Genomic DNA, 24296 nt, shown 5'->3' with positions numbered 1-24296 from the left:
TAACGGAGTAAACCAATGAAACACACTTTTAAATTATCTCTGCTTTGTTCTGCCATCCTACTTGCTGGTTGTGGTGACGAGTCTGCCAGTCGAGGCACCTCGGAACAAATAGGATTTGAACCTGCTGTTCAGGCATTACTTGATCGCCAAACATCAATTCAATTTACCCTTCAAGGTGCGAATGCAGTGGTTCCTGCCCCATCCTATCTACTGATGGATTCGACCGATGGCACTTTAGGGCTGCCGACCGAAGGCGATGATGCATTAACCAATCCAAGAGCCTCGATGAACACTATGGATGGTTGGTCTACATCAATGCCTATCGTATTAAACTTCGACGGTGATGGATTTGCTACAGGTATGGTGACGTCGGGTGTAAAAGTCATCAAAATCAATACGCGCCTGACTGATTGGGATGGCACCAGCAATCCGATCGAAGAAGTTCTGACACTCGGCACAGATTATGTTGTCCAAACCAATGGTAATTCACTCTATATCCAGTTTATGGATGCGCTGGACGAATCGAGCGAGTACATTTTTGCTGTAACGCAAGACATAACTGATGTTAATGGCGACCCGATCGGTACGTCTTCGAACTACGCTATCGCCAAAAGCAAGGAAGTCGTGTACGAAACCGGTGACTTAGCTTCTGTTCAAGCAGTGACAACGGCAGTTGAAGGTATTTTCGGCTTAGCAAGTGTTAGCCCTGATGATATTGTCTACTCATCTTGGTTTAGCACGCAATCTGTGGGTGATACTCTGGCCGCAGTGAAAGGCGTTACGGCAACAGGCTTCGCTACTGGCGCAAACACGCTGAATAACGTGTATAAAGCAGATTCAAATGATAATTCCGTTGATCTCGCGGCCGCTTATACCATGACGTTTGATACGACCGAGGATTTTGTAACGGCTCTTGATAATGACCAGGATTTCAATCAATACGTTAGTGACCTAGACGCAGCTAAGACAGCGATAAAAGGCCTCTACAACGCTTCTGGCGCTAGCGTGAATGTGACTCAAGGCTCGGTAAAACTCCCTTACTACCTTGAGAAAGGTGCCGATTGGAACATGCAGCCAATGGTTTCTGCAATGCCAAGCCTTGCAAAACTTAGCGCTGCTCTCGCCGATCCAAACGAACAAGCGAATATGGTTCAGCAGCTTTCTACCGGTGTTTTCGCAGAGAACCCTGTGGATGTAACGAAGCTGGCAAGTGATCCGACGGAACAGCTTAAGCTGGTTGGTTCTACCCTGTATCTGAGCGACGGTAGCCAATTAGACAGTGAACGTATTATTACGCGTTATTCTCCTGTTCCTGCAGTTAAGTCTGTTGAAGATGTAGAGTTTCTTCTATTCACACCGCAGTCAGGTGTCGCAACAGACGTTGTTGTCTATCAACACGGTATCACGTCATCAAAAGAAACAGCCTATGCGTTTGCCTACAACATGGTTAAAGCAGGCGTAGCCGTTATTGCTATCGACTTGCCTATGCATGGCACACGTAGCCTTGATGAACAACGCTCGGCGAATGCGAACGTTCTAGCTTATTTGAACCTATCGAACTTAGCGGTAGCTCGTGACAATTTACGTCAAAGTGTACTGGACGTTCTGGGCCTTCGTGCAAGCTTGGTCGTATCGGCACAAGGTGGTCTTTTAGCAACTGGGCCTCTTCAGGGGTTCAACCCAATGGCTGGCTCGCAAGTTAAGATGTTGGGTCATTCTCTAGGCGGTATCGTTGGTACATCTGCGGTTGCAGCAGCCAATAATTCTCTAGGTAGCCCAACGGCAGATGCGCTCTATTCGTTTAGCGCGGCTTCTATCCAGAACTCAGGTGGTCAAATTGGTAACTTGCTACTGGGCTCGGCAAACTTCGGGCCTCAGATAAAGCATAATTTGGCTTACGCTGCTTCAACGGGCTACATGTCATTTGCTGATGCACAATGTACCGAATTAGATGCAAAAGCCTGTTATGAGACCTTTGAAGGTCTGGCCACTGCAGCTCAGCTAACCGAACTAGGCTCTGACTTCTCTCAGTTCATCTACGCTGCTCAGACAACGCTCGATACTGTTGACCCATTCACTAACGCTAGTGATTTGATGTCTTCAGGTACGCTATCAACACCATTTTTTATGACACAAACTGAGGGTGATTCAGTAGTTCCGAATAGCGTTAACAACGCACTATTCGCAGGTACAGAACCACTGGCCAAGAAACTAGGCTTAAAGAAGGTTAATAGTTCAGACCCATCAGTGTCAGCAACGGCGAGCTTCGTTCAGTTCAACTCGACAGCGACACACAGTACGTTTGCATCACCAAGTGGTACTTTGGCTGACCTCGATCACTACATCGAAATGCAAACCGAGAACACCGATTTCCTAATGGATAATGTGTTAACTGGTGTTTCTAACACGTCAGTTCTGAAATAAACATCAGATATAAAATCTAAGACTGAAACCCTAAGTCTTATTGTTATGCCCTCAATAGTTGATCTTCAATTATTGGGGGCATTTGCATGGCAGGAGCGCAAAAAGATTCATGCCTGTTTATAGTTACAATGAGCTTTTATATTCCGACATCAATTTTATTACCAAATGTTTTACATATTTACATTAATCAAGTTGCAATATTGTAAAAAGCAAACCTAAATTCCCTAACACCCTTTTATTTATCAGGATAAAGTGGATAATACCGCCACAAAATAACATTACTAAGGTGAGTCCTTATGTCTATCGAATCTACTTTGCTTGCACGTTGCGAGTCAAAATGTGAACTATGTTCTTCTGAATCTCCATTAACTGCTTACGCTGTTCCACCACACGGTAACGTAACAGTTGATACCGCTATTATGGTTTGTGACAAATGTCTAAGCGAGATCGAAGAACCTAAAGACATTAACCACTGGCGTTGTCTAAATGACAGCATGTGGAGCCAAGTGCCAGCAGTACAAGTTACTGCATGGCGCCAACTGACTCGCCTAAACACTGAAAGCTGGGCTCAAGATGCTCTTGACATGATGTACATGGAAGAAGAGCAAATGAACTGGGCCATGAAGGGTATGTCTACTGATGATAAAACGGTTGACTGTAACGGCACTGAACTTAAAAAAGGTGACGATGTAACAGTTATTAAAGATCTACCAGTTAAAGGCACAAACCAGGTAATCAAACAAGGTACGGTTATCCGTGGTATCAGTCTTGGCGACGATCCAAAATTGGTTTCTGGTAAGGCAAACGGTGGTCAGTCTATGTATGTGATCGCAGAGTTCTGTCGTAAGAAGTAATAGACGTTACTTTTATCTAAAAACAGGGTTCCAGTCGGAGCCCTGTTTTTGTTTCAGCTCACTATATGGAGTGGCTAGTCATACCGCCTCGTGGTGACCCTGAAATAGATACAAAAAAGCCAGCGATTAAGCTGGCTTTGTTCATTACTGTCTTCAGATTAACGATACATACCGATGTCTTTCTGAATATGAGCTGACAAATCTTCTGCGTAGTAACCACGTGGTGTTGAGTTATCTACAAAAAGAATGTCTAGTAAGTGTGCAATCAATCCTTTGAAGTTGACCGAGTAGGTCTTCTTATCCATAGAGGTTGGTAAAGCTACATTTGTCATTTGCATTGCTTGTGCCATGATTGCCTCTCTTTAAAGCAGTAATAGGTTTTGTTGGGTGTATAATAGTCACATCGTTTCAGTTTAAAAAGTGACAAAAACTACCCTTTCGAATTACTTTTTCTAATAAAACAAACCCATAACAAACACTGAATATACTAATACTCGCCAGACGAATATTTATTCAAATTAGCCCAATAATGCTTGAATAACTTTAAGTTACCTCATATCTCAACCCGATTTAGCAACATTTTATTAACCAAATAATATTCAATATCAAATTAACACACCAAACACGTCAATATTTTTGATTAGTAATATTAACTCTGGAAACTGCATCTTCTTTGTTCTTATAAACCGAAGCGACTACGGCCGAGGTCATCACCAGGATTAGGAATGTGAGAGACCAAATCGTCGGTATTTCATAGTCCGTACCAACCAAAAGCATTTTCACACCAATAAACATCATGATCACAGACAAAGCTGGCTTCAAGTAAACGAACTTATCTAACATTGCTTGTAATACAAAATACAATGAGCGAAGCCCAAGTAACGCAAATACGTTCGCTGCAAGCACCAAGAAGGGCTCACGTGTGACGGCAAAAATCGCGGGAATTGAGTCCAATGCGAACATCACATCCATTACAGCGATCACCGCTACGACGATGAACATCGGTGTCGCCAACCACTTACCCGCCTGCTTCACTATCATGTGGTTATTGTGGTAACCATCAGTTACTGGAATGAGTTTACGGATAAACTTCTCCGGATACGGGTTAACCTCTTCGTTTTCATCACTCCCTTGCGCGAGTTTAATACCGGTCCAAATCAGAAATGCCGCGAATAAGTACAATACCCAGTGATATTGAGCCAATAGCTGCGCCCCGACAGCAATCATGACGGCACGAAGTAACAGAGCACCAATCACACCCCAAAGCAATGCTCTCGGTCGTAAATATTCAGGCACGTTGTACTGAGCAAAAATGATTGCGAAAACAAACAGGTTATCAACACTGAGTGATTTCTCCAGCAGATACCCGGTAAGGAACGAAACTGCCGCTTTTGTATTGGTATAGTGGCTATGAGGCGCATAAAAATCCCAGAACAGATAGATAGAACCCGCAAACACAAAGGCCAACAAAAACCAAAAGATGCTCCAAGTAATGGCTTTTTTCATCGACACAACGCCACCGCGCGTTTGGTAAATATCAAGCGCGACTAAAACGAGTGTAAATAGCCCGAAAACGGCATACATATTGAGAGATTCTTGAAGCAGAACCGATTGACTAACTTGGGTGGTATTTTCAATAAGAGACATGATTCCTCCTACGCGGAAGAACCACTGGTTTGGTGACCTTCCGCATACAATATAAACCAACAGCCACATTAATTTTGTGTCTGCCAATTGTTGAATGCGTTGGTCTCGTTGAAGTGCCAAATTAAATGAATCAATGACACCTTTACTTACCGGATAAGCATACGCTTAACGAGATGACGATAAGTAAACTTGCGCTAACTACTCCCCAAACGGGGCCATCATACGCCTGTCATTTTAATTTTCCAACAAAGAATAGCTATCGATAAGACAGAGATACTTTATGACATTCAAAGCATTACATTAATGAATCTGATGCCCATAATAAAGGGAGCACGACAGTGCTCCCTTTTTTTAATTTTTTGCTCAGTTCAATATCCCATCACAGGCATTACATGTGCTAGTAATGACCAAGCGGCAACCCAAGCAACAACTACCGCAACATCACTCCAGTCTTTATTCCACATCCGTTTTACCTTCACCACATTCATCATGGAAAGATAAGCAAGATGGGTACCTAAAATGACTAACTACGCTGCTGAGTATAGAATTTGTGATTTTGGTTCAAACAGTTAGGGTCATCAGTGAGCAGTTCAATGAAACAATCCGCCATAGACAGATTGCTGACACTTCCCTCACCTTCCATATCCAATAGGGCTTCGTAACCTTCTTTGCCTTTCATTGTATATGCCGATGAGGTACCACGATACCAAACCTCATCTTGTACGTTGATCCAGCGATTCTCGTTGAAGATCTCTAATACGGTAATGCGTTTCCCTTTAGGAAGATGGGCTTTGTACTCAAAGTTCAGGTTGTATGTGTACGGATAACTACCAGATCCGGTGCCTTTGACACCATTGTTCAACGCGTTATTAATTGCGCCTTCTAAAGCTCGGCGAATCACACTTCCCTGCACGTTATAAAAACCAATAGGAACGGCAAATGGCAATAAACGTCCGGCAACATCGGCAATCGTAAGTTTACCCGGGTTGAGTGACGTTCTTACGCCACCAGCGTTGTGAATGGCGAACTGAATTTCATGTCCACGTTGATTTAAGCTGTGCAAGAATGAATGCGCCACCGCGGAAGCGAGTTCGCTACCGCCAAATTCATCAGGGATACGTACGTGGCGTTTTTTATTTTCGACATTCGCGATAACCTGCGATTGAAGTGCGCGTACGCGTGGTATGTACTTGTCCGTTAAAATCGCCTGCGTCTCAGGGTGTTTTTTACACACGACAACATTTGGCTGACCATGAATAAAGTCACACGCTGTTTCAAATACGCCCTGGTCCAGTTGTTGGTTGAGTGAAGAATCCCAAAATATACGACGGCCAAGTAAAAGCTCATTTTGACCATTTAGCATCGTCGCTCTGCCATCTTCATCAAACTCGAGTACACAGTGTCCAATCGTCAGTGCATGGAAACCAGCTTGAACCACATACGTCCCGTTAACGTTCACCCCGTATTGGTCGTCTTTACCTAAGCCTATCGATGAGAAATCGCCTTGCAGACGATGACTATGGCCACCAACAATGATCCCAATGCCGTCAACCTGTTCTGCGAGTTCTAAGTCACCTTCGTAACCCAGATGGCTAAGCAATATGATGTTTTTGATTCCAGCCGCGTGAATTTGCTCGACCGTCGCTTTAGCTGTATCAATCGCTGCCACGAAAGGAGTATCTACATCGGGATTCGCAATATCACTCATTTTATCGATCGACAGACCAAAAATGGCCACTGGTACGCCATCAAACTCTTTAACCATATATTGCGCGCTTTGAGTTTGATGCTGATAACTCAGCACATTGCCACAATCACTCACTCGATGAGTTTTAGAAACTGATTCGTTGGACAGATCCCAGTTACCAGCAAGTAATGGAAAATTGGTACGCTGACAGAACTGCGCTACGGGTTCATTACCCATATCTAATTCATGGTTGCCTAATGCCATCGCGTCGATTTGTAGCGCGTTTAGCAGGTCAGCATTGGCTTTGCCTTTAAATAAAGAAAAGTACAGAGTGCCCTGGAAGCAATCACCGGCATGTAAAAATAACATTCCGTGCCCTTGGCGATGCGCATCATCGCGGAGTTGTTCAACACGAGTGGCAATGCGAGAAAAACCACCTGCACTCACGTAAGGCTCTAGCGTAACTTCTTTGTTGATTTGTAATTTTAGCTGTAATGACGTTGGCTCAAAGTAGGAATGAGTGTCATTGATGTGTGCCAGTTTTATTCTTACTGGCTTATGATTTTTATTCATTTTCATCTTCTCTCTTTTCATTCCTTATAATAATAAGGAGTGGATCATGACAGAATCATGAATTTTATGAAACAGCGAATTTCCATTTCATTTTTCCGTGACCATGCATAGGTGAACTCACATTTCATAAACGCATCGATCCACTTCCTATGCAGGCTCTCGTAAATTTGTGAACTGAGCTTATAGCAACATTTAAGAATTACTATATGCTTAAAGACAGCAAGATAATTCTCTATAATTCAAATAATTGCGAGGAGGATTGAGATGAGACTAGAACGCATCGAAATCTCCGGGTTTAGAGGCATTAAACGCCTTTCACTCTCTTTTGATGAACTCACCACGCTCATTGGTGAGAATACATGGGGTAAGTCTTCATTACTTGATGCCCTATCCATTGCACTACCAACAGACGGGAATCTATATGAGTTTGACCTGAAAGATTTTCACGTTGATTACTCTATCTCCCACCCTCAATCTCAACATATCGAGATTATTCTTTGCTTTAAAGCACAAGATAGGCAAGAGGTAAAAGCGGGCCGTTACCGTAGGATTAAGCCTGCTTGGTGTACCAAAGACAATGGAGAGCATGTAATCTACTACAGAATCAGTGGCTCTCGTGTCGATCATGACATCACGACTCAGTATACGTTTCTCGATAATGAAGGGAAAACAATAAAGATCCATCATTCTGAAAAACTTGCTATTGAATTAATGACGCTACATCCTGTCATTCGCTTAAGAGACTCCCGTCGTTTCCCTCACCCATCTCATATCAACGGTGACAATAGAAATTCACGGATTGAAAAGCGCATAGACAACACTTGTAGACGGCTATTAGCCATGCCAGGTCAAGTCAACAAGGGGGAAATTCGCAGTAGCCTTTCTTCTATGCAAACGTTGATCGATCACTATTTCGCGTTCCGAAGTACCAGCAGAGGGAACCCAAGGAAGCCTAGAGACGGACTGTTTTATAATAGCCACCCTTCCGATAAGGGCCTGAGCCAATATTTAAAAGAAACTAACGATAAGCAGAGTCGCTTGCTTCTGATGGGCTTGCTTAACACGTACCTGCAAGCGAAAGGACCAACCGAGCTAAGGCGTTGTGCACGGCCAATCTTAATCATTGAAGATCCTGAAGGTCGCTTACACCCTACTCATTTAGCGAGAGCCTGGTCCTTGCTTCAACTACTGCCGATGCAAAAAATTCTGACCACTAACAGTGGGAGTTTGCTCGGTTCCGTTCCGCTTTATTCGATCCGGCGTCTGTACCGCCTGTCTGATCGCACCATCGCAAAGAGCCTTAATCCTTCTAAATTCGGGCGAGATGAACTAAGGCGTATTGGTTTCCACATACGCTTTCACCGAGCAGGTGCGCTTTTTGCTCGTTGCTGGTTGTTAGTGGAAGGTGAAACCGAAGTCTGGCTTTTTAATGAGTTAGCGCGTCAATGTGGTTATGATTTAGCGGCTGAAGGTGTTCAGATAGTCGAGTTTGCTCAGTCTGGCTTGCGTTCAATAATTAAAGTCGCAAAAGAGTTTGGTATTGACTGGCACGTAGTAACCGACGGCGATGCCGCTGGTAAAAAGTACGCTCATACGGTTCGTTCACAATTAGAGCATGACCAGGAGCGCCACCGTTTAACCGAGTTGCCTGATCGAGATATTGAGCATTTCCTTTACAACCATGGATTTGAAGTTTTCTTTAAAGACATGATAAAGGTTCCTCACGATCATCAAATTCCTGCGAAAAAAGTGGTCAACCGAGTGCTAAAAAAACATGCCAAGCCTGATTTAGCCCTAGCGATTGTTTCGCATTGTGAAGAGAACGGCGTGGAATGTATCCCTGTTCTATTGCGCTGGACCCTAAAACGTATCGTTACTATGGCAAGTGGTAATACTTAGGGCGAAAAAAGTAAAAAAAGCACACTATTAAAGTGTGCTTGTATCAAATATCAATAACTTTGATGAATAGCATTGAGAAGAAAAGTACTCTCAGTGCTCAGTGGATACCAATTAGATCGGGGGTCACTACTGCACTTGCTCTGCGAGCGAAGAAGTTGAAGTAGTATTTGATTTCGAGTGTAACCAAAGACCTGTCGCTTTCATTAGATAACCAAATACACCACCTAATACCAGCGACGGTACAACAAGTTGCCAGTTACCATCCGCTGCAAAGGTTGCACATGAGCCGATAAATGTACCAGGAATGTAAGATAACCAAGCTTGCTTAGCTTGAATACACATAAAGAAAGCCACAATTGCCGTTATTACGTAGCCCAGAATTTCTAACCCTACGTAGGTTGAACCATAGATAATGACCATAGCCCAGAACACGCCGGTTAAATTTGTAATAAGGCTGGTTGCCAATCCTTTCAGGCCACTTGTCGGGGAGGCAAAGTAACTAGTACAACCTAAAAACCCCGCCCAGGATAGTAGGCCTAAAGAGATAGCTATCCATCCCCAAACGCCGGACAAAATCCCAGTAGTAATAGAAATCGCTAATAGTGTCGTCATGGTATTCGTACCTGCTTAGCTAGTATCAGACCCTTCTGGTTTGATAACTGGCTTTAAACATTGAAATCAAGAACCGATACTAGAAGTATTCCCTCCGCTTATCGGTGATATCGATCACAAATAACTCACTTTTGTTTCATACATTGCACTATAAATTTGACGTAAACGATAAATCAACAGATTTGGTAAATAACAAATACCGTCATTCATGCGATATTACCAAGCGCTATAGAATCGTCGGCTTGCCTTTCATCATGCGTAAGCCTTCGCGCTTAATGCAGTCTACTAATGGGTTTTCTGCCATATCCGCTCGCCAGATGAATGAAAGCGTGCGTTCCATTTTTAGCTCTGGAACATCTAAGGCAACCAGCAAACCAGCTTGGATATACCGCTCGACATCCAAATAAGGTAAGCAGGTCAAGTACTGGCCATTAGCCACTAAGCTACGAAGTACTGGCACATGTTCGTATTCACGCCAAACATCAAGATCCTCGATAAGTTTACTGATCGAACTATCGAAGGTTTTTCGTGTACCAGAACCATCTTCGCGCAATACCCACTTTGCTTGTTCTAACTGGGCTAAACTTACGGTTTGGCGCTTGGCAAAAGGATGATGTGAAGCCGCGACAACCGTCAGATGGTCGCGACACCAGACTTCCTGGTGCAAACGGTTGTCATCACATCGGCCTTCAATGATTCCCAAGTCGTACTTGTAATCCAATACGCCTTCAAGGACGCTTCTGGTACTTTTCACATTCAAAGAGATACGCATCTCAGGAAAGTCATTATCAATAATACTGATAAGATCAGGGACTAAGTGTTCTGCAGGAGTTTGACTCGCACAAATGCGAACTTCCCCACTCAACAAATGTTGCTCATAAAAGCCCATTTCAATCTGTAAAGCATCTTGCAGCAAGCGTTTTGCTTTTGGCCTCAGCCACACTCCCCAATGGGTTAACGCCATTTGCTTGCCCTGTCTTTCAAATAATGGCCGACCAAGCATTTTTTCCAATTGTGAGAGCGACATACTTGTCGCCGATTGTGTCAGAGCCAGCTTGTCTGCAGCCTGGCTTACACTTCCTGAATCGGCAACTGCATTAAAAACCGCTAATTGCTTTAGTGAATAGCGCAATGTGTCCTCCTTTACGAGCGAGTATTCCCATACCCTCACCTGATTAAAAACATAAGCAACGGCATTCATTTTACTCATCTTAGATTAGTTATCAATTGAATTGATGTGAACCTTAAACAATATCAATTTTCCCTGTCGGAATTTTCCTATTAGCCTGATTGTGCGGTTCAGGAATACCGCTGTTCTAAATACAAAAACAATAGTTATGAGTTTATAAATCAAGGAGTTTTTATGGCATCAAAAACTAAGGAGTCAGTATGGCGGTGATCAACTCTGACAATCACCAGTATTTTTCTCCGAAAGAAATGATGGCTGAAGCAGAGAAGTTTGCACTGAGCAAAGCCCAAAAAACGAGCTCGATGACACTCAGTCTTGCCGCAATGGCTGGCGCATTTATCGGTTTGGCATTCTTGTTCTATATCACCGTGACAACGGGTAGCGCAGGTGCAGGTTGGGGATTGAGTCGTCTTGCAGGCGGAATAGCTTTCAGTATGGGTTTGATCCTGATCGTTATCTGTGGAGGCGAACTGTTCACTAGCTCAGTGCTCTCAAGCATATCCTGGGCGAACAAGCAGATATCTTTTGGAAAAATGCTATCAATTTGGGGCAAGGTCTATGTGGGTAACTTTATTGGAGCAATGCTGTTGCTCGCACTGGTTACAGCAGCAGGCTTATACCAAATGGACGGCGGTCAATGGGGATTGAATGCGCTTAACATCGCACAGCACAAACTGCATCACACGTTAGTTCAGGCGTTTGCACTCGGTATTCTATGTAACCTTTTGGTGTGTCTAGCAATCTGGCTAACCTTTAGTTCTGCAAATGCGATGACAAAAGCGGCAATGACGATTTTACCTGTCGCTATGTTCGTAAGCAGTGGCTTCGAGCACTGTGTCGCCAACATGTTCATGGTCCCGCTTGGCATTGTTATCGCTAACTTTGCGCCAGAGTCGTTCTGGCTGTCTGTCGGCGTTCCTGCATCCCAATACGCAGACCTCAATGTGTTTCACTTTGTCACTGCAAACTTAATCCCGGTAACACTAGGAAATATAGTAGGCGGCGCTGTATTAGTTGGCTTATCAAACTGGTGTATTTTCCGTCGACCTGAGCTAAAAGCCGCCAACATTCAAACCATCACTAAAACAACACCACTCATGTCAGTTAAGGAATCCAACATGAAAAATAGCTCTTTTGTTAAGGACATTATGAACCCTGCTCCAGTGACTATCAGCGCAGAAACTCCGGTAGTCTCAGCACTTGATACCTTACTTGATCATCACTTAACCAGCGCCCCTGTCGTTGATGTTCATAATCGTTTAGTGGGCTTCCTGTCGGCGCACGATATTATGGTCGATCTTTGGTGCGAGGATTACATTCCAGTTAACGGTCAGAAAGTGGTTGATTTGATGAGCCGTGACATTGTCGCTATTGATGCTGGTGACCGTTTAGTCGATGTGGTGGAGTTTATGTGTATCGACAAAGAAAAGCTCTTCCCTACAAGCAATATGGGCATTGCAACACGCTTAACTTCTCTTTCTTTGGAAGAGCGTGCCAAGAGTATGAACGTCAGTAAACCGCAAGTGCTTCCGGTATTAGAGAATGGACTCTTGGTCGGCGTAGTAACACGTGTCGAAATAATGAATGCATTACGTACCGTTTACGGTGAGCGTTTGAATCTAGTAGAACAAGACGAATTAGAAACCGCATAACAATAAAACACTAACTTTTGTTAGTTGGCACTAAAAAAGCGCTCTTCGTTTGAAGAGCGCTTTAATATTATTATACGAGTGACAATGAATTACTTCTTAACGCCTTCGATATGAAGTTCCATATCCACATAGCTAGAAGAACCCATTACAGGGATATCAAAATCTGCTAGCTCTAGACGAGTAGTACCAACGAAACCAGCACGCTCACCACCCCATGGGTCGTTACCTGCGCCAACGAATTCCGCTTCAATAGTGATAGGCTTGGTTACACCGTGAAGTGTCAAATCACCAGTTACATCAAGTTTGCCGTCGCCTTTATCCGTTACTTTTGTACTAGTAAACGTTGCTTGACCAAATTTACCTGCATCGATGAAATCACCGCTACGGATGTGCTTATCACGCTCTGCATGGTTTGAATCCAGACTTGTGGTGTCAACAACAACATTCACTTTAGCGTCAGCAACGTTGTTCTCATCAAAAGAAAAGTCACCAGAAAATGTATTAAAACGACCTTTGATGAAGCTGTAACCCAAGTGACTTACTTTGAAGTTAATCGAAGCGTGAGCCCCTTTCGTATCAATAACGTAGTCTGCTGCTTGCGCACCAAACGGAAGTGCCATAGCGATCGCTAATCCTGTAGCAAATAGTGACTTTTTCATTTTGAAGCTCCTAACATTTTTCTTAATGTGTTGTCTTTATCGATAAAGTGATGTTTAAGTGCAGCAACGGCATGTAAACCAGCAATTAGGACGATAGCCCAAGCTGCGTAAAAGTGAATTTCACCCGCCAAATCAGATTGATTTGGGAACAACTCGCCTGCGCCAGGTACGGTAAACCACTCGAATACTTCGATACCTCGACCATCCGAGGTTGAAATCAGGTAACCCGTTACGAAAATGGTAATAAGTAACAAATACATCGCACCATGCGCTAACTTAGCTGCGATGATTTCATAAGTTTTACCTTCTGGCTTAGGAGATGCAGTAATGTGCTTCCAAACGAATCGGAATAACGTAACTATCGCAAGCAAGATACCGATAGAGCGATGGTAATGAGGTGCGGTACGATACCACTCGCTGTAGTAACTCAAATCGACCATCCATAAGCCGACCGCAAATAAGCCAACAATAACGATGGCTGATAACCAGTGCATCGCGCGGGTCAGAAGGTTGTAGTTTTTTACGGATGTATCCATCTCAATTCCCAAGAATTTTCTGTGTTGATATTGAATAAGAAACAACACATTAACCGATTTACTTTATATGAAACAGATTATTTACCATTATTTACATCTAGCCAATTACAGCACATCTACCAACCTGTTCGAATTTTTTGAATAAGTTAAATGTAAGAATTCATGAATTTTAGAGTTTCACTTCCTGTTCTATCTCATAAAGTTCGTCGGAAACTTCTAGCATACGGCGCTCGAATAAGGCTTTAGCATCTTCAACTCCTTTGTTGTAGTACACTGCCCCTAGCTTTTCAGTGATAAAATCAATGAGAAATTCGCAATCAAACTGACCGATTTCAATACTTAGTTCGTCTTCCATATAATCTTGAATCGCCGTTGATAATGTTTCTTTTTGTGTTCTGTCTAATTTAATCATTTACTGCTCTCTAAATTTCATCATCCAATTATCGACCTCACGACAACCTACTCTATCCAACAATCACTAGGACTATCTAAGATATTGATGGATAGAATTCCTAATTTTGATGTTTAGATCAAGAAGTTGCCGATTCAACTTAGTCTATGCTAAAAAGACTATGCTAATTTTTGCTCATCGTTTTTTATAACCGTTAAGGGATTTTCTTTGCTACTCGACTTAGTAATACAAAGTGTTAATGATTTTCAGGAAGACTGCCTCAAGATCTGCGAAAAGCACTACCCTGCGGTTCACAACCAAGGGATGAGTGAACATCATTTAGGTCTCGCGTTTTCAAGGCGGATGGAGCATACGCTTCGTCACTTTGGCCACAGCAGTGTCATTAAATCACTTGAAGTACTTAATGCTCCCGACCTTCCCCACCATTACCGCATTACTTCAGAGATCGGCACGGTATGGGTTTTGAGTTATCACATGGTCAGTGCGGGTAAACCTTGTCGCGAAAAAATGCTTGCTTCGATAACCGAGTGGCAAAGTGAATATGGCTACGCGTTACAGCCCAACGATTTACTATTCCTGGTTTGTGATCACTGGATAAGTAGAAGTAAAACTAGCAGGGAGCTACTGCATTGGTGGATGGGTGAGTTACCAGACCCAATAAATGAATATACTGAACAAGGTATTACTTTATACACCAGTGAGTCGCAGCTTACGCAATCGCTCAATTCTCGCTTTGATATCAACCCATGCTATATCAAGTTTGGCCACCCATTACGCCGATCAAACAAACAGCAACTTGTTCGAAAATATCTCCAGCTATACGCCGTATTGCAGTGGTAGCTTAAAGATGGGAATACGTACCTTATCAATCTATCTATACATTTGTTTGATACCGCTCGATAAATCTTATTAACACTAACTAACTAGCTTGCCTCATCAGGTCGCGCGCGCTTAGATTCTTATAATCAATGAAGCTTGATGTACTCGCATCGATGATAAGCATTAATTTAGGTTGTAATAATGATGAGTATCTCGCAGCTTACTTGCTGCATTTCTAAACAGGCAGATGGACAGTACATCGCAAAATATAAAAATTTAACACTGAAAAGCGTATTTCAACCCATTTATCAAAAGGATCATTCTATTGTTGGTCTGGAAGCTCTGGTAAGAATCACCGATATTGACGGCTCGATGATCCGCCCTGACTATTTTTTCCAGTCAGAAAGCATTCCGGTTTCAGACCAATTTAATGTCGAACGTTTAAGTCGCTTGATACACATAAAGAACTTTGGCCAATCGCGCTACCAACATAAGAAGCTCTTCCTCAATGTGCTTCCTAAAGCAGCAGAAATGATGTTACAGGACATGTCATACTGTCAGGCGCTCAAGCAAACCATTAGTCAGTCTCATTTGAAAACAGAGCAGATTGTGCTGGAGTTAATCGAGTTGGATGCGAACGATGAATCCTGTTTTTATCAATCAACGCAAGAACTCAGCAAGTGCGGCTTTAAGCTTGCGATAGACGATTATGGGGTTAATGCATCGACAATAGAGCGAGTTGAATCTGTTCAACCTTACATCATTAAGATGGACCGTTCATTACTGGTTAAATACGAACATGGCGACCTGTCTGCACTGACAAGTGCGCTTTTATTGGCAAAAAACTTACGCGCGAAAACCGTTATCGAAGGAATTGAAACCGAGCATCAACTTAATTTAATGAAGAAACTCGGCTTCGATATGTATCAAGGCTATTACCTTGCACTTCCAGAAACGTTAGCCGTTTATGATCAAGCGAAAACAGCCTAGTTCATTTGATATTTACCAAATGAACCAATTACTTAAGTTTATCAACGAATCTAAGTCATCAATAAACTTAACCCACCAAAAACTAAGTTATCGACGGTTTTTACCACGATTTTTATGGATAGCTAACTTGGCTTTAAGTTTTCGTTTTTCTGCCGAGCGACTTTTACGGCCACCACCACCGTGACGTTCAGGCTCGACCTCTTCGATTAAACTAGGTTCAAAACCCGCCAGCCATTCTTGTGGTAATCGCTGATCCAGTAAGTTTTCAATCGCATGCAACAGATACTCTTCGTCTCGGCTCATTAAGGATACGGCAAGTCCAGAATTACCCGCTCGTCCTGTACGACCAATACGGTGTACGTAATCTTCAGCTTTAAACGGCATATCAAAGTTAATTACTTGCTCTAGTTCCTGAATATCAAGCCCTCGGGCTGCAACATCAGTCGCAATCAATGCACGTACTTTACCCTGTTTAAATTCGTCCAATGCGCGTTGACGAGCGCCTTGTGATTTATCACCATTAATAGACACAGCTTTTATGCCATCTAGCTTTAACTCTTTCGCCAGTTCGTCACTACCCTGTTTTGTTTTGGTAAACACCAGCACTTGTTGCCAGTTTTTTGAACCAATTAAATAGGCGAGTAATTCACGTTTACGCTTCTTGTCGACGGGATAAACGATCTGTGTAACCGTTTCAGCGGTCGTGTTTGCTGGAGTAACTTCAATTTCAACCGGAGAATCCATCAGCTTATAAGCAATGGTTTTAATGCGCTTTTCAAACGTTGCGGAAAATAGCATGATCTGTTTTTCATCTGGCAAGCGGCGCAGAATTCTTTGCAAATCAGGCCAAAATCCCATATCTAACATACGATCAGCTTCATCGAGTACAAGCGTATTCGTCTTTGAGATGTTTACATTGCCGTTAAACAAATGATCCAGCAAGCGTCCAGGTGTCGCAATCAGAATGTCCGCGCCATCCTCAAGTTTTTTCTTCTGAACACCAATACTGATACCACCATATACACAAACAATGCGTAATGCCGTCTGTGACGCGTACTGAGACAAACTTTCGAAGACTTGTTGAGCGAGTTCACGCGTAGGTACCAAAATTAGAGCTTTTGGCGTTCCGTTCAGTTTTTCTTGCTGTACGCTTTGAATAATAGGCAGTCCAAACGCAGCCGTTTTACCAGTACCCGTTTGTGCAGCAGCGAGCAGGTTTTTTCCTTCCAGAACATGGGGAATCGACTTTTCTTGCACCGGTGTCGGAGTCACGATGTTTAATGTACTCAGAGTTTCCACCAGATTTTGTTCAATGCCAAGGTCAGCAAAATTAACGGACATGATAAACCTCATAATTTTTGGAGCGCAGAGTTTACCAGAGCACTCCAGACCATACTACCTTTACACTCTATACACTGATTAATTGCTGGTGGAACTCAAAGGCTTGTCGAAGCACATCGTGGTATAGAAGCGGAAACTTAGCCGCTAAGGTCTCATATTGTTCATCTAATACTGCGAAAGTAGTCGTCAGATCTGACATTCTAGGACTTCTTTGGGACATACGATGCAGAGCAAACTCGATGTTTTCTAAATCCTGATAGGACTGGAGCCATCCACCCGTCCACATCCTGCTATGTAGGACAAGAAAACGCTCTGGCAATTGCTCGCCAACGTCTCTGTCAACGCGCTGGTAGGCAGCATTTACAAATTTATCCAGAGAATGGTGGTGAAACGCAGACCACTGTTTAGCTAAACAGTGATCCCAAAACATATCAAGAGCAATGGGAGCGAAGCGTCGCGAAACACCAGTAAAGTGAGGCTTGCACGCTTCAACGATAGGATGATGGTCTGTTATGCGATCGACAAACCGATGGAGCTTGATGCCATTCGAAATATCAGTTTGATACTGTTTGCTTGGATCCCCTTTCACGAAGTCTCCAAGCAAATTCCCCAATAAATGGCTGTTACAGTGATCTGCGATGTGTAGATGGGCAAGAAAGTTCATTAGACGCCATATTGCCGTTAGGCTTGATGTAACATGAACTTAGTATAACGTCTTGAGCACTACGTTGATAATTAAGTGACACTCTACTCAGATTCGTTTTCTGAGCCAAAGTAATCCGACAAGATGATGCCAATTTCCATTGCATCTAGTAGCTCTAGGTTCTCATCGTTTTGGTATTGGTCGCTCATTGTGACCTCCTTTGTTTTATTTTGAAGCGTACTTGCTTCTTCCTACTGACAATCTATGTCAGTGAATCCTTTTTATAATCTTTATATGACACATTCATGACAGCGAAAAGTAAAGATTTAATTTCCTATGAGCAACATCAAAGGTAATCGTTTGCATATCGGTAAGCTCGCAGCTCACTACTTGTTTTTAACGGACAAATGACTCAAAGCCAATGTCTAGCGCCGCCATATAAGTTGACTTATGTCACATATAATTAAATTAACGTTATAGACATTACATTTTTTAATGATTTGGCTCTCATGTTTTCCTCAACACTGACGATAACGAGATGAAATACCTTATATCTCAAACGGAGTGTTAAATGAGAGAAGTTGAGTTTAGAACTATAGATCGACTCTTTATTAAGATGTCTATAAATGACAAAGTCTGGGTTATCTTCCTACTGTTTCTGCTTGCTCTAACTTCGGTTGCAGGGAGCCGTTACTACAACGAAATCAACCAGTTTGAACATCAAGCAATCATTTCTGCACAGGCGAAACTTTCGGCGATCATCGACGTAAAACCAAGCAATATCTATCAAGTCGATGGCATCACAGAAGCCAATAGCCAACAGCAGAGTCTATTCATAGACGGGTCTGTCACTGTTTATTCACACACTGACAACGGGGAAGTGATTAAATTAACCGAAGATAGAAGTAAAGAATATCAACAAGTTAAGTCTAATGCCCTAACCTCGCTGCTACTTAGCTTTATTTGGGTTCTTCCATTTGCCTTGTTCTGTTACTGGGTTGCCACTTTCATCGGAGGTGCACTTTGGGTGCTTTACACTACGACTCAAAAAATTGGTGAAGGTGATCTGACGTCTCGCTTAGGCTTTCATCCGGGCCGAGACGAATTCGGTACCATTGGTTGCGCACTCGATAAATCAATGGATACGCTGACGGAGCTAGTTAATAGTGTTAAAAATAACGCGTACACGTTAAGTGAAACGTCTTCAGCTTTCGAAAAAGACATGCTATTGAGCGAAACTCAGATATCTCATCAGTATCAAACGCTCGATTCTGTCGCGACCGCGATGGAAGAAATGACGGCTTCTGCAAAAGAAGTTTCAAGTATTTCGCAACAAGCGACCTCACAATCCGATCAGGATGCGCACAAAATTGAACAAAGTCGTGGCCGCGTACAAAATGTTATTGGCGAGATAGAAACCTTATCTTCTTTCATTGAGCAAGCAGCGAATTCTGTTACCCATTTAAATGAGAACACAACGCAAATTAATGAGGTAATCACAACCATTAATGCGATTTCTGAACAAACTAATCTACTTGCGCTTAATGCAGCTATCGAAGCCGCTCGAGCGGGTGAACAGGGCCGTGGTTTTGCCGTTGTCGCGGATGAAGTACGCACACTAGCCAGCCGCACGCAGCAAGCTACTGTAGAGATTCAGGCAATGATAGAGAAGCTGCATACTGAAAGCCAAAACATCGCATCTATCACTGAACGTACAGTTAAACAGGCGCAAACCAGTAGCCAACTAATTGATGAAATTGGTCATGACATATCTTCAATTGCTGATTCAGCGCGTTCATTAATGGACATGAGTATCCAAATTTCTACTTCAGCAGAAGAGCAAAGTGCTGTCGCCAACGACATTGCATCGGAGCTCACAGACATTCGCTCACAATCCAGCACGATTAGAGAAGTGGCGCAACAGTCAACAATTGGGGTTGCGAATTTAACCAAAGCGTCTGTTGATTTGGGAGAGGTACTTCTTCGTTATCGTACCAAGTAATAATGACTGGGCTCCTAAAAAGAGCCCAGTGTGTTTATCTGGCTTATTTTCATTTCGATTTTGTTAACCCAACATTTACAAACTGTCGACCTAATTGAAATATTTGAAGTGAATCGAAAGTTCAATTAGTACCTGATGAAAGAATGTTCATCAAGATTGTGTTCCGCTATGCTTGAACATGTAGATTCCATTTGCTGCTGGAAAAACAATATGAATAATTACAAAGATACAAACAATAACGAAAACCTTACCTGTCCACTATGCCAATGCGATGAATATTTAATTTCTGCGGATGGCGAAAAGTTCACTTGCGCGGCTTGCGGTTTTCATACGAAAAGCTTTTCTTCAATCCAATGTTTACATCAAACGCCTTACTTACAATCCAAAGTTAAACACATCCACAGCTTAAGTCGCATATGTCACTAACTACTGGTTTGATTACGATGTATGTCTTATATAGAGCAGCATAACAACTGCTCTTTTAATTCATCAAAATGCTGAATTTTTATTACGCGTTCGTCGTCGACACGGTTAATGTCTTCACCATTAAATAGATGCACTGTTTTGATACCAGCATTTATTCCAGCTTCTACACCTTTAGGCGTGTCATCTATATAGAGACAATCGCTGGGTAAAAATCCCATATTCATTGCTGAGTACATCAGCAAATCAGGCTCAGGCTTCCAGCTATTTGCATCGAACGCGGAAAACACTTTGCCTTTAAAAGAATCCAGTAACCCTGTCAGTTCCAGAGCATATTCTATTTTGTCTTTCGGACCATTAGATGCGACGCAATATTCAATGTTATGCGAATCAAAAAAGCTCAGCAGTTGTTTGGCACCATCCATAGGTTGTAAGTGACGGACGAAAAGCTTATGTAGTTCCTGGCGATATTCGGGTTCGAGTACGTCAATCGGCACATTAATATTCATTAACGCTTTGGTATCTCTTAAAATGTCGGCGAGTTTGCCACCTTTGAAGTGAGACACGCATTCATCGATAGTGAGTTCAGCACCGTACTGGTTGAATACATGAACTAAAGCCTGACAACACAAACGCTCACTATCGACCAGTGTTCCATCACAATCAAAAATCACGCACTTAACATTATTAATTGCCATTACCTTCCCCCAAACACGTTAAAAATATTGCTGAGCTTATTTTGTTTTGTAGAACAATAATATTTGAGTTTAGGATTGTTTAAACGATGAACTCTGCATTTCGCAAAAATGAATTCGAACAATTATCTTTTTTTAAATCAAGATCACCGATTTCTATCTAGTTACCGTTAAAAGTGTGAACTTTTTAATAGGATGTTCAATATATTGCGAGAGCCAATGACCAGAGCTGTAGAGAAGGGGGAAAATGTTCGAACGCAGCAACACGTATAACGTTAGAATTTGGCACTTGATTGCAAAGTTTCGTCAGTTATTAAAGGGTTAGCGATGCCGCGTTATAGAGATGGCGATGAATGTGTTAACGCTCGATAATTACTGTCTCACAAAGTTTTGCTTCGTTATCTAATCGCTTCGCTAGATCAGACTCAAATTGGCTTTTCTCTATTACATCAGAAACAGCGACATCTGAAATGAGTGTATTGCCTTCAAAATGGCTAGTGATAGCAGCGCCAATAGGACTTCCGTCTTTAAAACCGACATACAGTTCAAAATCTGGTGTCAAAATGATTTGAGTCAGGTATTCAACCACCATGTCTTTATCGTATTGCTTATCCCAGCGCTGCGATTGAAGAAGTGAAAACATAATGGTCAATCGATGGAAATCTACGAGGAATATATCGTCAATTTTGCACTCCGCCTCACCGGCCAACAACGAGTCTTTATCAACGATTTGGTATTGTTGCTGTTTTAGCGTTTGAAAGTAGATGTCTCGCCCTTTCAAACTTTCGGGTGTAGGAAACTCGACTTCGACCAGATCATGCAGCCACGCGTTCTTGCGCTCTATGCTGGCTAACTGTATTTCATTCATTTACATACCTTAACAATCACAGGCTACAAAGTAGTAGCAAGTCAAAAGCGAAAGCAAATTGCGTCTTGTACCGACAACAAAATCCGTGTGGGATACCTCTGAACTTAAAAGTCGTATCGCGTAGCTTCGTTTTGAGGCTGTACCTTAGCATGAAGCCTATAACAAACCTAGCTAAAGTCCTGAGGTAACGCCAAATTTTGTTTTACTCGCTAACGTCTGATAGATTAAATCCACAAACTTTTCTCATGAAGGCCAAAATAATGAAAAAACGCATACTTGCTTTAAGCTTACTAACCCTGCTTGCCGGCTGTGGTAGTGATGAAGTTGGTGATGTATCACTGGGCATGTTTACTATGAAAGACATCAAACTCAATACGCTTGTCGATCCCGAAGTACCGGGGGTGACTTGTCACGTTGCCAGTATTGAAGCGGATTTCAGTCTTGCTGACCCAAGTGATAGCTCTATCTCTTGTCGCCAAACCGGTGAAATCACACCTGAAATGCTAGCCAGGATTGATAAGAGTAAATCTGGTGATGTCGTCTTTAAGAAGTCAAAGAGTATCTTCTTTAAGTCGATGAAGATTCGACGCATTTATGACCCAGAAAATCAAACGCTGATGTACCTTTCATACTCTACAAAGGAGACGTCAGGGAGCTTCAAACACAGTCTATCAACTGTGCCACTCTGGGGAACAAAAGCTTACGTCGAGCCGACACAAGCAAAAACCAATTAATACCTCCTCAATTATCCTTCGAAAGCCCACCATAATGTGTTGGTGGGCAAGTTTTCTTGCAACAAAACCAGTTTAATTTCATTTTTATGTGATACAATCCCGCCTCTTTTTTTCTCACTCAAGAACAAGCATGAAGTTTCCTGGCCAGCGTAAATCTAAACACTACTTTCCAACTCACGCTCGTGATCCAATCGTTAACCAAATTCGACAAACACCAAAGTTATATCGTCCAACGATTGTCGGTGTAGGCCAAACCATCGTCGATATCGAAGCGCGTGTAGACGATGCGTTTTTAGAGAAGTACAACTTAAGTAAAGGACACTCTCTCGTTCTTGAAGAGAACAAAGCCGATGCACTGTACGAAGAGCTGGTTGAACAAGGCCTGATTACGCACCAATATCCTGGAGATACCATTGGTAATACGCTGCACAACTACTCAGTACTTGCAGACAGTAAATCAGTGCTATTGGGTGTCATGTCTAGAAACATTCAAGTAGGTTCATTTGCATACCGATACCTATGTAAGACTTCTTCTCGCATGAACCTTAATCATCTACAAACAGTAGATGGCCCTATTGGTCGATGCTATACCCTTATTTCTCAAGATGGCGAGCGTACCTTTGCGATAAACGAAGGTCACATGAACCAACTTCTACCAGAAAGTATCCCAGAAGAAGTATTCAGCAAGGCATCCGCTTTGGTCGTCTCTTCTTATCTAATGCGTGGCAAAAAAGAAGATCCAATGCCACAAGCGGTACAGAAAGCGATCGATTTTGCTAAAAAGCACGATGTTCCGGTTGTACTTACTTTAGGGACGAAATACGTGATCGAAGGCAACGCTGAATGGTGGCAGGAATACATTCGTGAGAATGTATCTGTAGTTGCTATGAATGAAGAAGAAGGCGCGGCTCTAACTGGATTAACCGATCCACTAGCAGCAGCCGACAAAACGCTTGATTGGGTCGACCTAGTTCTGTGCACCGCAGGTCCAAATGGATTGTACATGGCGGGCTACACTGACGAAACAGTGAAGCGTGAAACCACGCATGACATTTTGGAAAGCAGCATTGGTGAATTCAATCAATACGAATTTAGCCGAGCAATGCGCAAATCTGACTGTAAAAATGCGATGAAAGTGTACTCTCACATTGGCCCATACTTAGGCGGACCTCTGGAAATTAAGAATACCAATGGTGCTGGCGATGCAGCACTTTCCGCACTTCTGCATGATATGGCAGCAAACTCATTCCACCAGAAAGAAGTGCCAGGTTCAGAAAAGCACGAAGTACGCTGCTTAACATACTCTTCGCTTTCCCAAATTTGTAAATACGCAAACCGAGTGAGCTATGAAGTATTAACACAGCACTCTCCTCGCCTGTCTCGTGCACTTCCTGAACGCGAAGACAGTTTAGAAGAGGCATACTGGGATCGCTAATAGCCTGATTTTCAGTGTAAAAATTCACTTAGGTCACCTTTTGGTGGCCTTTTTGTTTTGATCTAGAGCAGTGTTTAGTTGTTTTTGCTAATATGCACCGCAAAGATTCGCATTAAATTCTTTACAGTTGTTTTTTTACCAGTATTATTCTCGCGCAAACGATTGCGTAACAGCAATGCCTTCGCTTTATGCACTACGGTTT

The 24296-nt window shown here is 42.6% G+C and carries 21 protein-coding genes; 9 read left to right on the top strand and 12 right to left on the bottom strand.

Annotation, left to right across the window (positions count from 1 at the left end):
- The first annotated feature begins 15 nt into the window (after positions 1-15).
- Positions 16-2424: a VolA/Pla-1 family phospholipase gene (locus DBX26_RS16485; RefSeq protein WP_118120028.1), complete on the top strand. Its 2409-nt coding sequence runs from the start codon at positions 16-18 to the stop codon at positions 2422-2424.
- 296 nt (positions 2425-2720) lie between these two features.
- Complete coding sequence (locus tag DBX26_RS16480; RefSeq protein ID WP_118120026.1) at positions 2721-3278, top strand: PhnA domain-containing protein; 558 nt, start codon at positions 2721-2723, stop codon at positions 3276-3278.
- Between the two features lie 158 nt (positions 3279-3436).
- On the opposite strand, the gene DBX26_RS16475 is transcribed toward DBX26_RS16480, so the two are convergent.
- The 3 genes from DBX26_RS16475 to DBX26_RS16465 all read right to left on the bottom strand — a co-directional run bounded on the left by DBX26_RS16475 (position 3437) and on the right by DBX26_RS16465 (position 7191).
- The gene (locus DBX26_RS16475) at positions 3437-3628 is read right to left on the bottom strand and encodes a hypothetical protein (RefSeq protein WP_014234260.1); all 192 of its coding nucleotides are present in this window, start codon (positions 3626-3628) and stop codon (positions 3437-3439) included.
- 277 nt (positions 3629-3905) lie between these two features.
- The gene (locus tag DBX26_RS16470) at positions 3906-4925 is read right to left on the bottom strand and encodes a TerC family protein (RefSeq protein WP_065298566.1); all 1020 of its coding nucleotides are present in this window, start codon (positions 4923-4925) and stop codon (positions 3906-3908) included.
- 523 nt (positions 4926-5448) lie between these two features.
- Positions 5449-7191, bottom strand: coding sequence for a bifunctional UDP-sugar hydrolase/5'-nucleotidase (locus DBX26_RS16465; protein ID WP_118120024.1), 1743 nt, complete (start codon positions 7189-7191; stop codon positions 5449-5451).
- Between the two features lie 258 nt (positions 7192-7449).
- Here DBX26_RS16465 and DBX26_RS16460 point away from each other — a divergent pair, with 258 nt between their 5' ends.
- The gene (locus tag DBX26_RS16460) at positions 7450-9084 is read left to right on the top strand and encodes an ATP-dependent endonuclease (protein ID WP_014234263.1); all 1635 of its coding nucleotides are present in this window, start codon (positions 7450-7452) and stop codon (positions 9082-9084) included.
- A 126-nt stretch (positions 9085-9210) separates the two neighbouring features.
- On the opposite strand, the gene DBX26_RS16455 is transcribed toward DBX26_RS16460, so the two are convergent.
- Both DBX26_RS16455 and DBX26_RS16450 read right to left on the bottom strand, forming a co-directional pair.
- Positions 9211-9696 carry a DUF1097 domain-containing protein gene (locus DBX26_RS16455; protein WP_020334913.1) on the bottom strand — a complete coding sequence of 162 codons (486 nt, stop codon included), beginning with the start codon at positions 9694-9696 and terminating at the stop codon, positions 9211-9213.
- Positions 9697-9922: 226 nt separating this feature from the next.
- Positions 9923-10828 (bottom strand): LysR substrate-binding domain-containing protein, encoded by a 906-nt coding sequence (locus DBX26_RS16450; protein ID WP_014234265.1) that lies wholly within the window; start codon positions 10826-10828, stop codon positions 9923-9925.
- Between the two features lie 257 nt (positions 10829-11085).
- Between DBX26_RS16450 and focA the strand changes: the two genes are divergently transcribed.
- Positions 11086-12537, top strand: coding sequence for a formate transporter FocA (gene focA, locus DBX26_RS16445; RefSeq protein ID WP_118120022.1), 1452 nt, complete (start codon positions 11086-11088; stop codon positions 12535-12537).
- 89 nt (positions 12538-12626) lie between these two features.
- Here focA and DBX26_RS16440 read toward each other — a convergent pair whose 3' ends face one another.
- The 3 genes from DBX26_RS16440 to DBX26_RS16430 form a co-directional block, all read right to left on the bottom strand.
- Positions 12627-13196: a YceI family protein gene (locus tag DBX26_RS16440; protein ID WP_014234267.1), complete on the bottom strand. Its 570-nt coding sequence runs from the start codon at positions 13194-13196 to the stop codon at positions 12627-12629.
- Positions 13193-13732 (bottom strand): cytochrome b, encoded by a 540-nt coding sequence (locus DBX26_RS16435; protein WP_118120020.1) that lies wholly within the window; start codon positions 13730-13732, stop codon positions 13193-13195. Before DBX26_RS16435 ends, DBX26_RS16440 begins: the two co-directional genes overlap by 4 nt.
- Before the next feature lie 169 nt (positions 13733-13901).
- On the bottom strand, positions 13902-14144 hold the full coding sequence (locus DBX26_RS16430; RefSeq protein WP_014234269.1) for a DUF2164 domain-containing protein: 243 nt from the start codon (positions 14142-14144) through the stop codon (positions 13902-13904).
- A 207-nt stretch (positions 14145-14351) separates the two neighbouring features.
- Here DBX26_RS16430 and DBX26_RS16425 point away from each other — a divergent pair, with 207 nt between their 5' ends.
- Together DBX26_RS16425 and DBX26_RS16420 are read left to right on the top strand one after the other, a co-directional pair.
- Positions 14352-14984, top strand: a complete 633-nt coding sequence (locus tag DBX26_RS16425; RefSeq protein WP_014234270.1) for a hypothetical protein — start codon at positions 14352-14354, stop codon at positions 14982-14984.
- A gap of 180 nt (positions 14985-15164) precedes the next feature.
- Positions 15165-15953 (top strand): EAL domain-containing protein, encoded by a 789-nt coding sequence (locus DBX26_RS16420; protein WP_065301188.1) that lies wholly within the window; start codon positions 15165-15167, stop codon positions 15951-15953.
- A gap of 87 nt (positions 15954-16040) precedes the next feature.
- Here DBX26_RS16420 and DBX26_RS16415 read toward each other — a convergent pair whose 3' ends face one another.
- Together DBX26_RS16415 and DBX26_RS16410 are read right to left on the bottom strand one after the other, a co-directional pair.
- On the bottom strand, positions 16041-17294 hold the full coding sequence (locus DBX26_RS16415) for a DEAD/DEAH box helicase (RefSeq protein ID WP_162889734.1): 1254 nt from the start codon (positions 17292-17294) through the stop codon (positions 16041-16043).
- 67 nt (positions 17295-17361) lie between these two features.
- Positions 17362-17958, bottom strand: a complete 597-nt coding sequence (locus DBX26_RS16410; protein ID WP_118120016.1) for an ACP phosphodiesterase — start codon at positions 17956-17958, stop codon at positions 17362-17364.
- 550 nt (positions 17959-18508) lie between these two features.
- On the opposite strand from DBX26_RS16410, the gene DBX26_RS16400 reads away from it, so the two are divergent.
- Positions 18509-19939 (top strand): methyl-accepting chemotaxis protein, encoded by a 1431-nt coding sequence (locus tag DBX26_RS16400; RefSeq protein ID WP_118120014.1) that lies wholly within the window; start codon positions 18509-18511, stop codon positions 19937-19939.
- Between the two features lie 452 nt (positions 19940-20391).
- On the opposite strand, the gene DBX26_RS16390 is transcribed toward DBX26_RS16400, so the two are convergent.
- Positions 20392-21060 carry an HAD-IA family hydrolase gene (locus DBX26_RS16390; protein ID WP_118120010.1) on the bottom strand — a complete coding sequence of 223 codons (669 nt, stop codon included), beginning with the start codon at positions 21058-21060 and terminating at the stop codon, positions 20392-20394.
- 355 nt (positions 21061-21415) lie between these two features.
- Positions 21416-21925, bottom strand: a complete 510-nt coding sequence (locus tag DBX26_RS16385; RefSeq protein ID WP_118120009.1) for a flavodoxin — start codon at positions 21923-21925, stop codon at positions 21416-21418.
- A gap of 260 nt (positions 21926-22185) precedes the next feature.
- Here DBX26_RS16385 and DBX26_RS16380 point away from each other — a divergent pair, with 260 nt between their 5' ends.
- A complete protein-coding gene (locus DBX26_RS16380; RefSeq protein ID WP_014234278.1) occupies positions 22186-22659 on the top strand; it encodes a CreA family protein in 474 nt (157 codons plus the stop codon).
- A 130-nt stretch (positions 22660-22789) separates the two neighbouring features.
- On the top strand, positions 22790-24094 hold the full coding sequence (locus DBX26_RS16375) for an inosine/guanosine kinase (protein ID WP_014234279.1): 1305 nt from the start codon (positions 22790-22792) through the stop codon (positions 24092-24094).
- Positions 24095-24296: the final 202 nt, after the last annotated feature.

Source organism: Vibrio sp. dhg (assembly GCF_003443775.1).
In the GTDB taxonomy this organism is placed as follows: domain Bacteria; phylum Pseudomonadota; class Gammaproteobacteria; order Enterobacterales; family Vibrionaceae; genus Vibrio; species Vibrio natriegens.
This window is presented reverse-complemented; position numbering and strand designations above follow the sequence as displayed.

Bases quoted from the DNA above. Each gene is read 5' to 3' on its own strand.
- DBX26_RS16485 (WP_118120028.1), top strand. From the start codon at position 16: ATGAAACACACTTTTAAATTATCTCTGCTTTGTTCTGCCATCCTACTT.
- DBX26_RS16480 (WP_118120026.1), top strand. From the start codon at position 2,721: ATGTCTATCGAATCTACTTTGCTTGCACGTTGCGAGTCAAAATGTGAA.
- DBX26_RS16475 (WP_014234260.1), bottom strand. From the start codon at position 3,628: ATGGCACAAGCAATGCAAATGACAAATGTAGCTTTACCAACCTCTATG.
- DBX26_RS16470 (WP_065298566.1), bottom strand. From the start codon at position 4,925: ATGTCTCTTATTGAAAATACCACCCAAGTTAGTCAATCGGTTCTGCTT.
- DBX26_RS16465 (WP_118120024.1), bottom strand. From the start codon at position 7,191: ATGAAAATGAATAAAAATCATAAGCCAGTAAGAATAAAACTGGCACAC.
- DBX26_RS16460 (WP_014234263.1), top strand. From the start codon at position 7,450: ATGAGACTAGAACGCATCGAAATCTCCGGGTTTAGAGGCATTAAACGC.
- DBX26_RS16455 (WP_020334913.1), bottom strand. From the start codon at position 9,696: ATGACGACACTATTAGCGATTTCTATTACTACTGGGATTTTGTCCGGC.
- focA (WP_118120022.1), top strand. From the start codon at position 11,086: ATGGCGGTGATCAACTCTGACAATCACCAGTATTTTTCTCCGAAAGAA.
- DBX26_RS16440 (WP_014234267.1), bottom strand. From the start codon at position 13,196: ATGAAAAAGTCACTATTTGCTACAGGATTAGCGATCGCTATGGCACTT.
- DBX26_RS16435 (WP_118120020.1), bottom strand. From the start codon at position 13,732: ATGGATACATCCGTAAAAAACTACAACCTTCTGACCCGCGCGATGCAC.
- DBX26_RS16430 (WP_014234269.1), bottom strand. From the start codon at position 14,144: ATGATTAAATTAGACAGAACACAAAAAGAAACATTATCAACGGCGATT.
- DBX26_RS16420 (WP_065301188.1), top strand. From the start codon at position 15,165: ATGATGAGTATCTCGCAGCTTACTTGCTGCATTTCTAAACAGGCAGAT.
- DBX26_RS16415 (WP_162889734.1), bottom strand. From the start codon at position 17,294: ATGTCCGTTAATTTTGCTGACCTTGGCATTGAACAAAATCTGGTGGAA.
- DBX26_RS16410 (WP_118120016.1), bottom strand. From the start codon at position 17,958: ATGAACTTTCTTGCCCATCTACACATCGCAGATCACTGTAACAGCCAT.
- DBX26_RS16400 (WP_118120014.1), top strand. From the start codon at position 18,509: ATGAGAGAAGTTGAGTTTAGAACTATAGATCGACTCTTTATTAAGATG.
- DBX26_RS16390 (WP_118120010.1), bottom strand. From the start codon at position 21,060: ATGGCAATTAATAATGTTAAGTGCGTGATTTTTGATTGTGATGGAACA.
- DBX26_RS16385 (WP_118120009.1), bottom strand. From the start codon at position 21,925: ATGAATGAAATACAGTTAGCCAGCATAGAGCGCAAGAACGCGTGGCTG.
- DBX26_RS16380 (WP_014234278.1), top strand. From the start codon at position 22,186: ATGAAAAAACGCATACTTGCTTTAAGCTTACTAACCCTGCTTGCCGGC.
- DBX26_RS16375 (WP_014234279.1), top strand. From the start codon at position 22,790: ATGAAGTTTCCTGGCCAGCGTAAATCTAAACACTACTTTCCAACTCAC.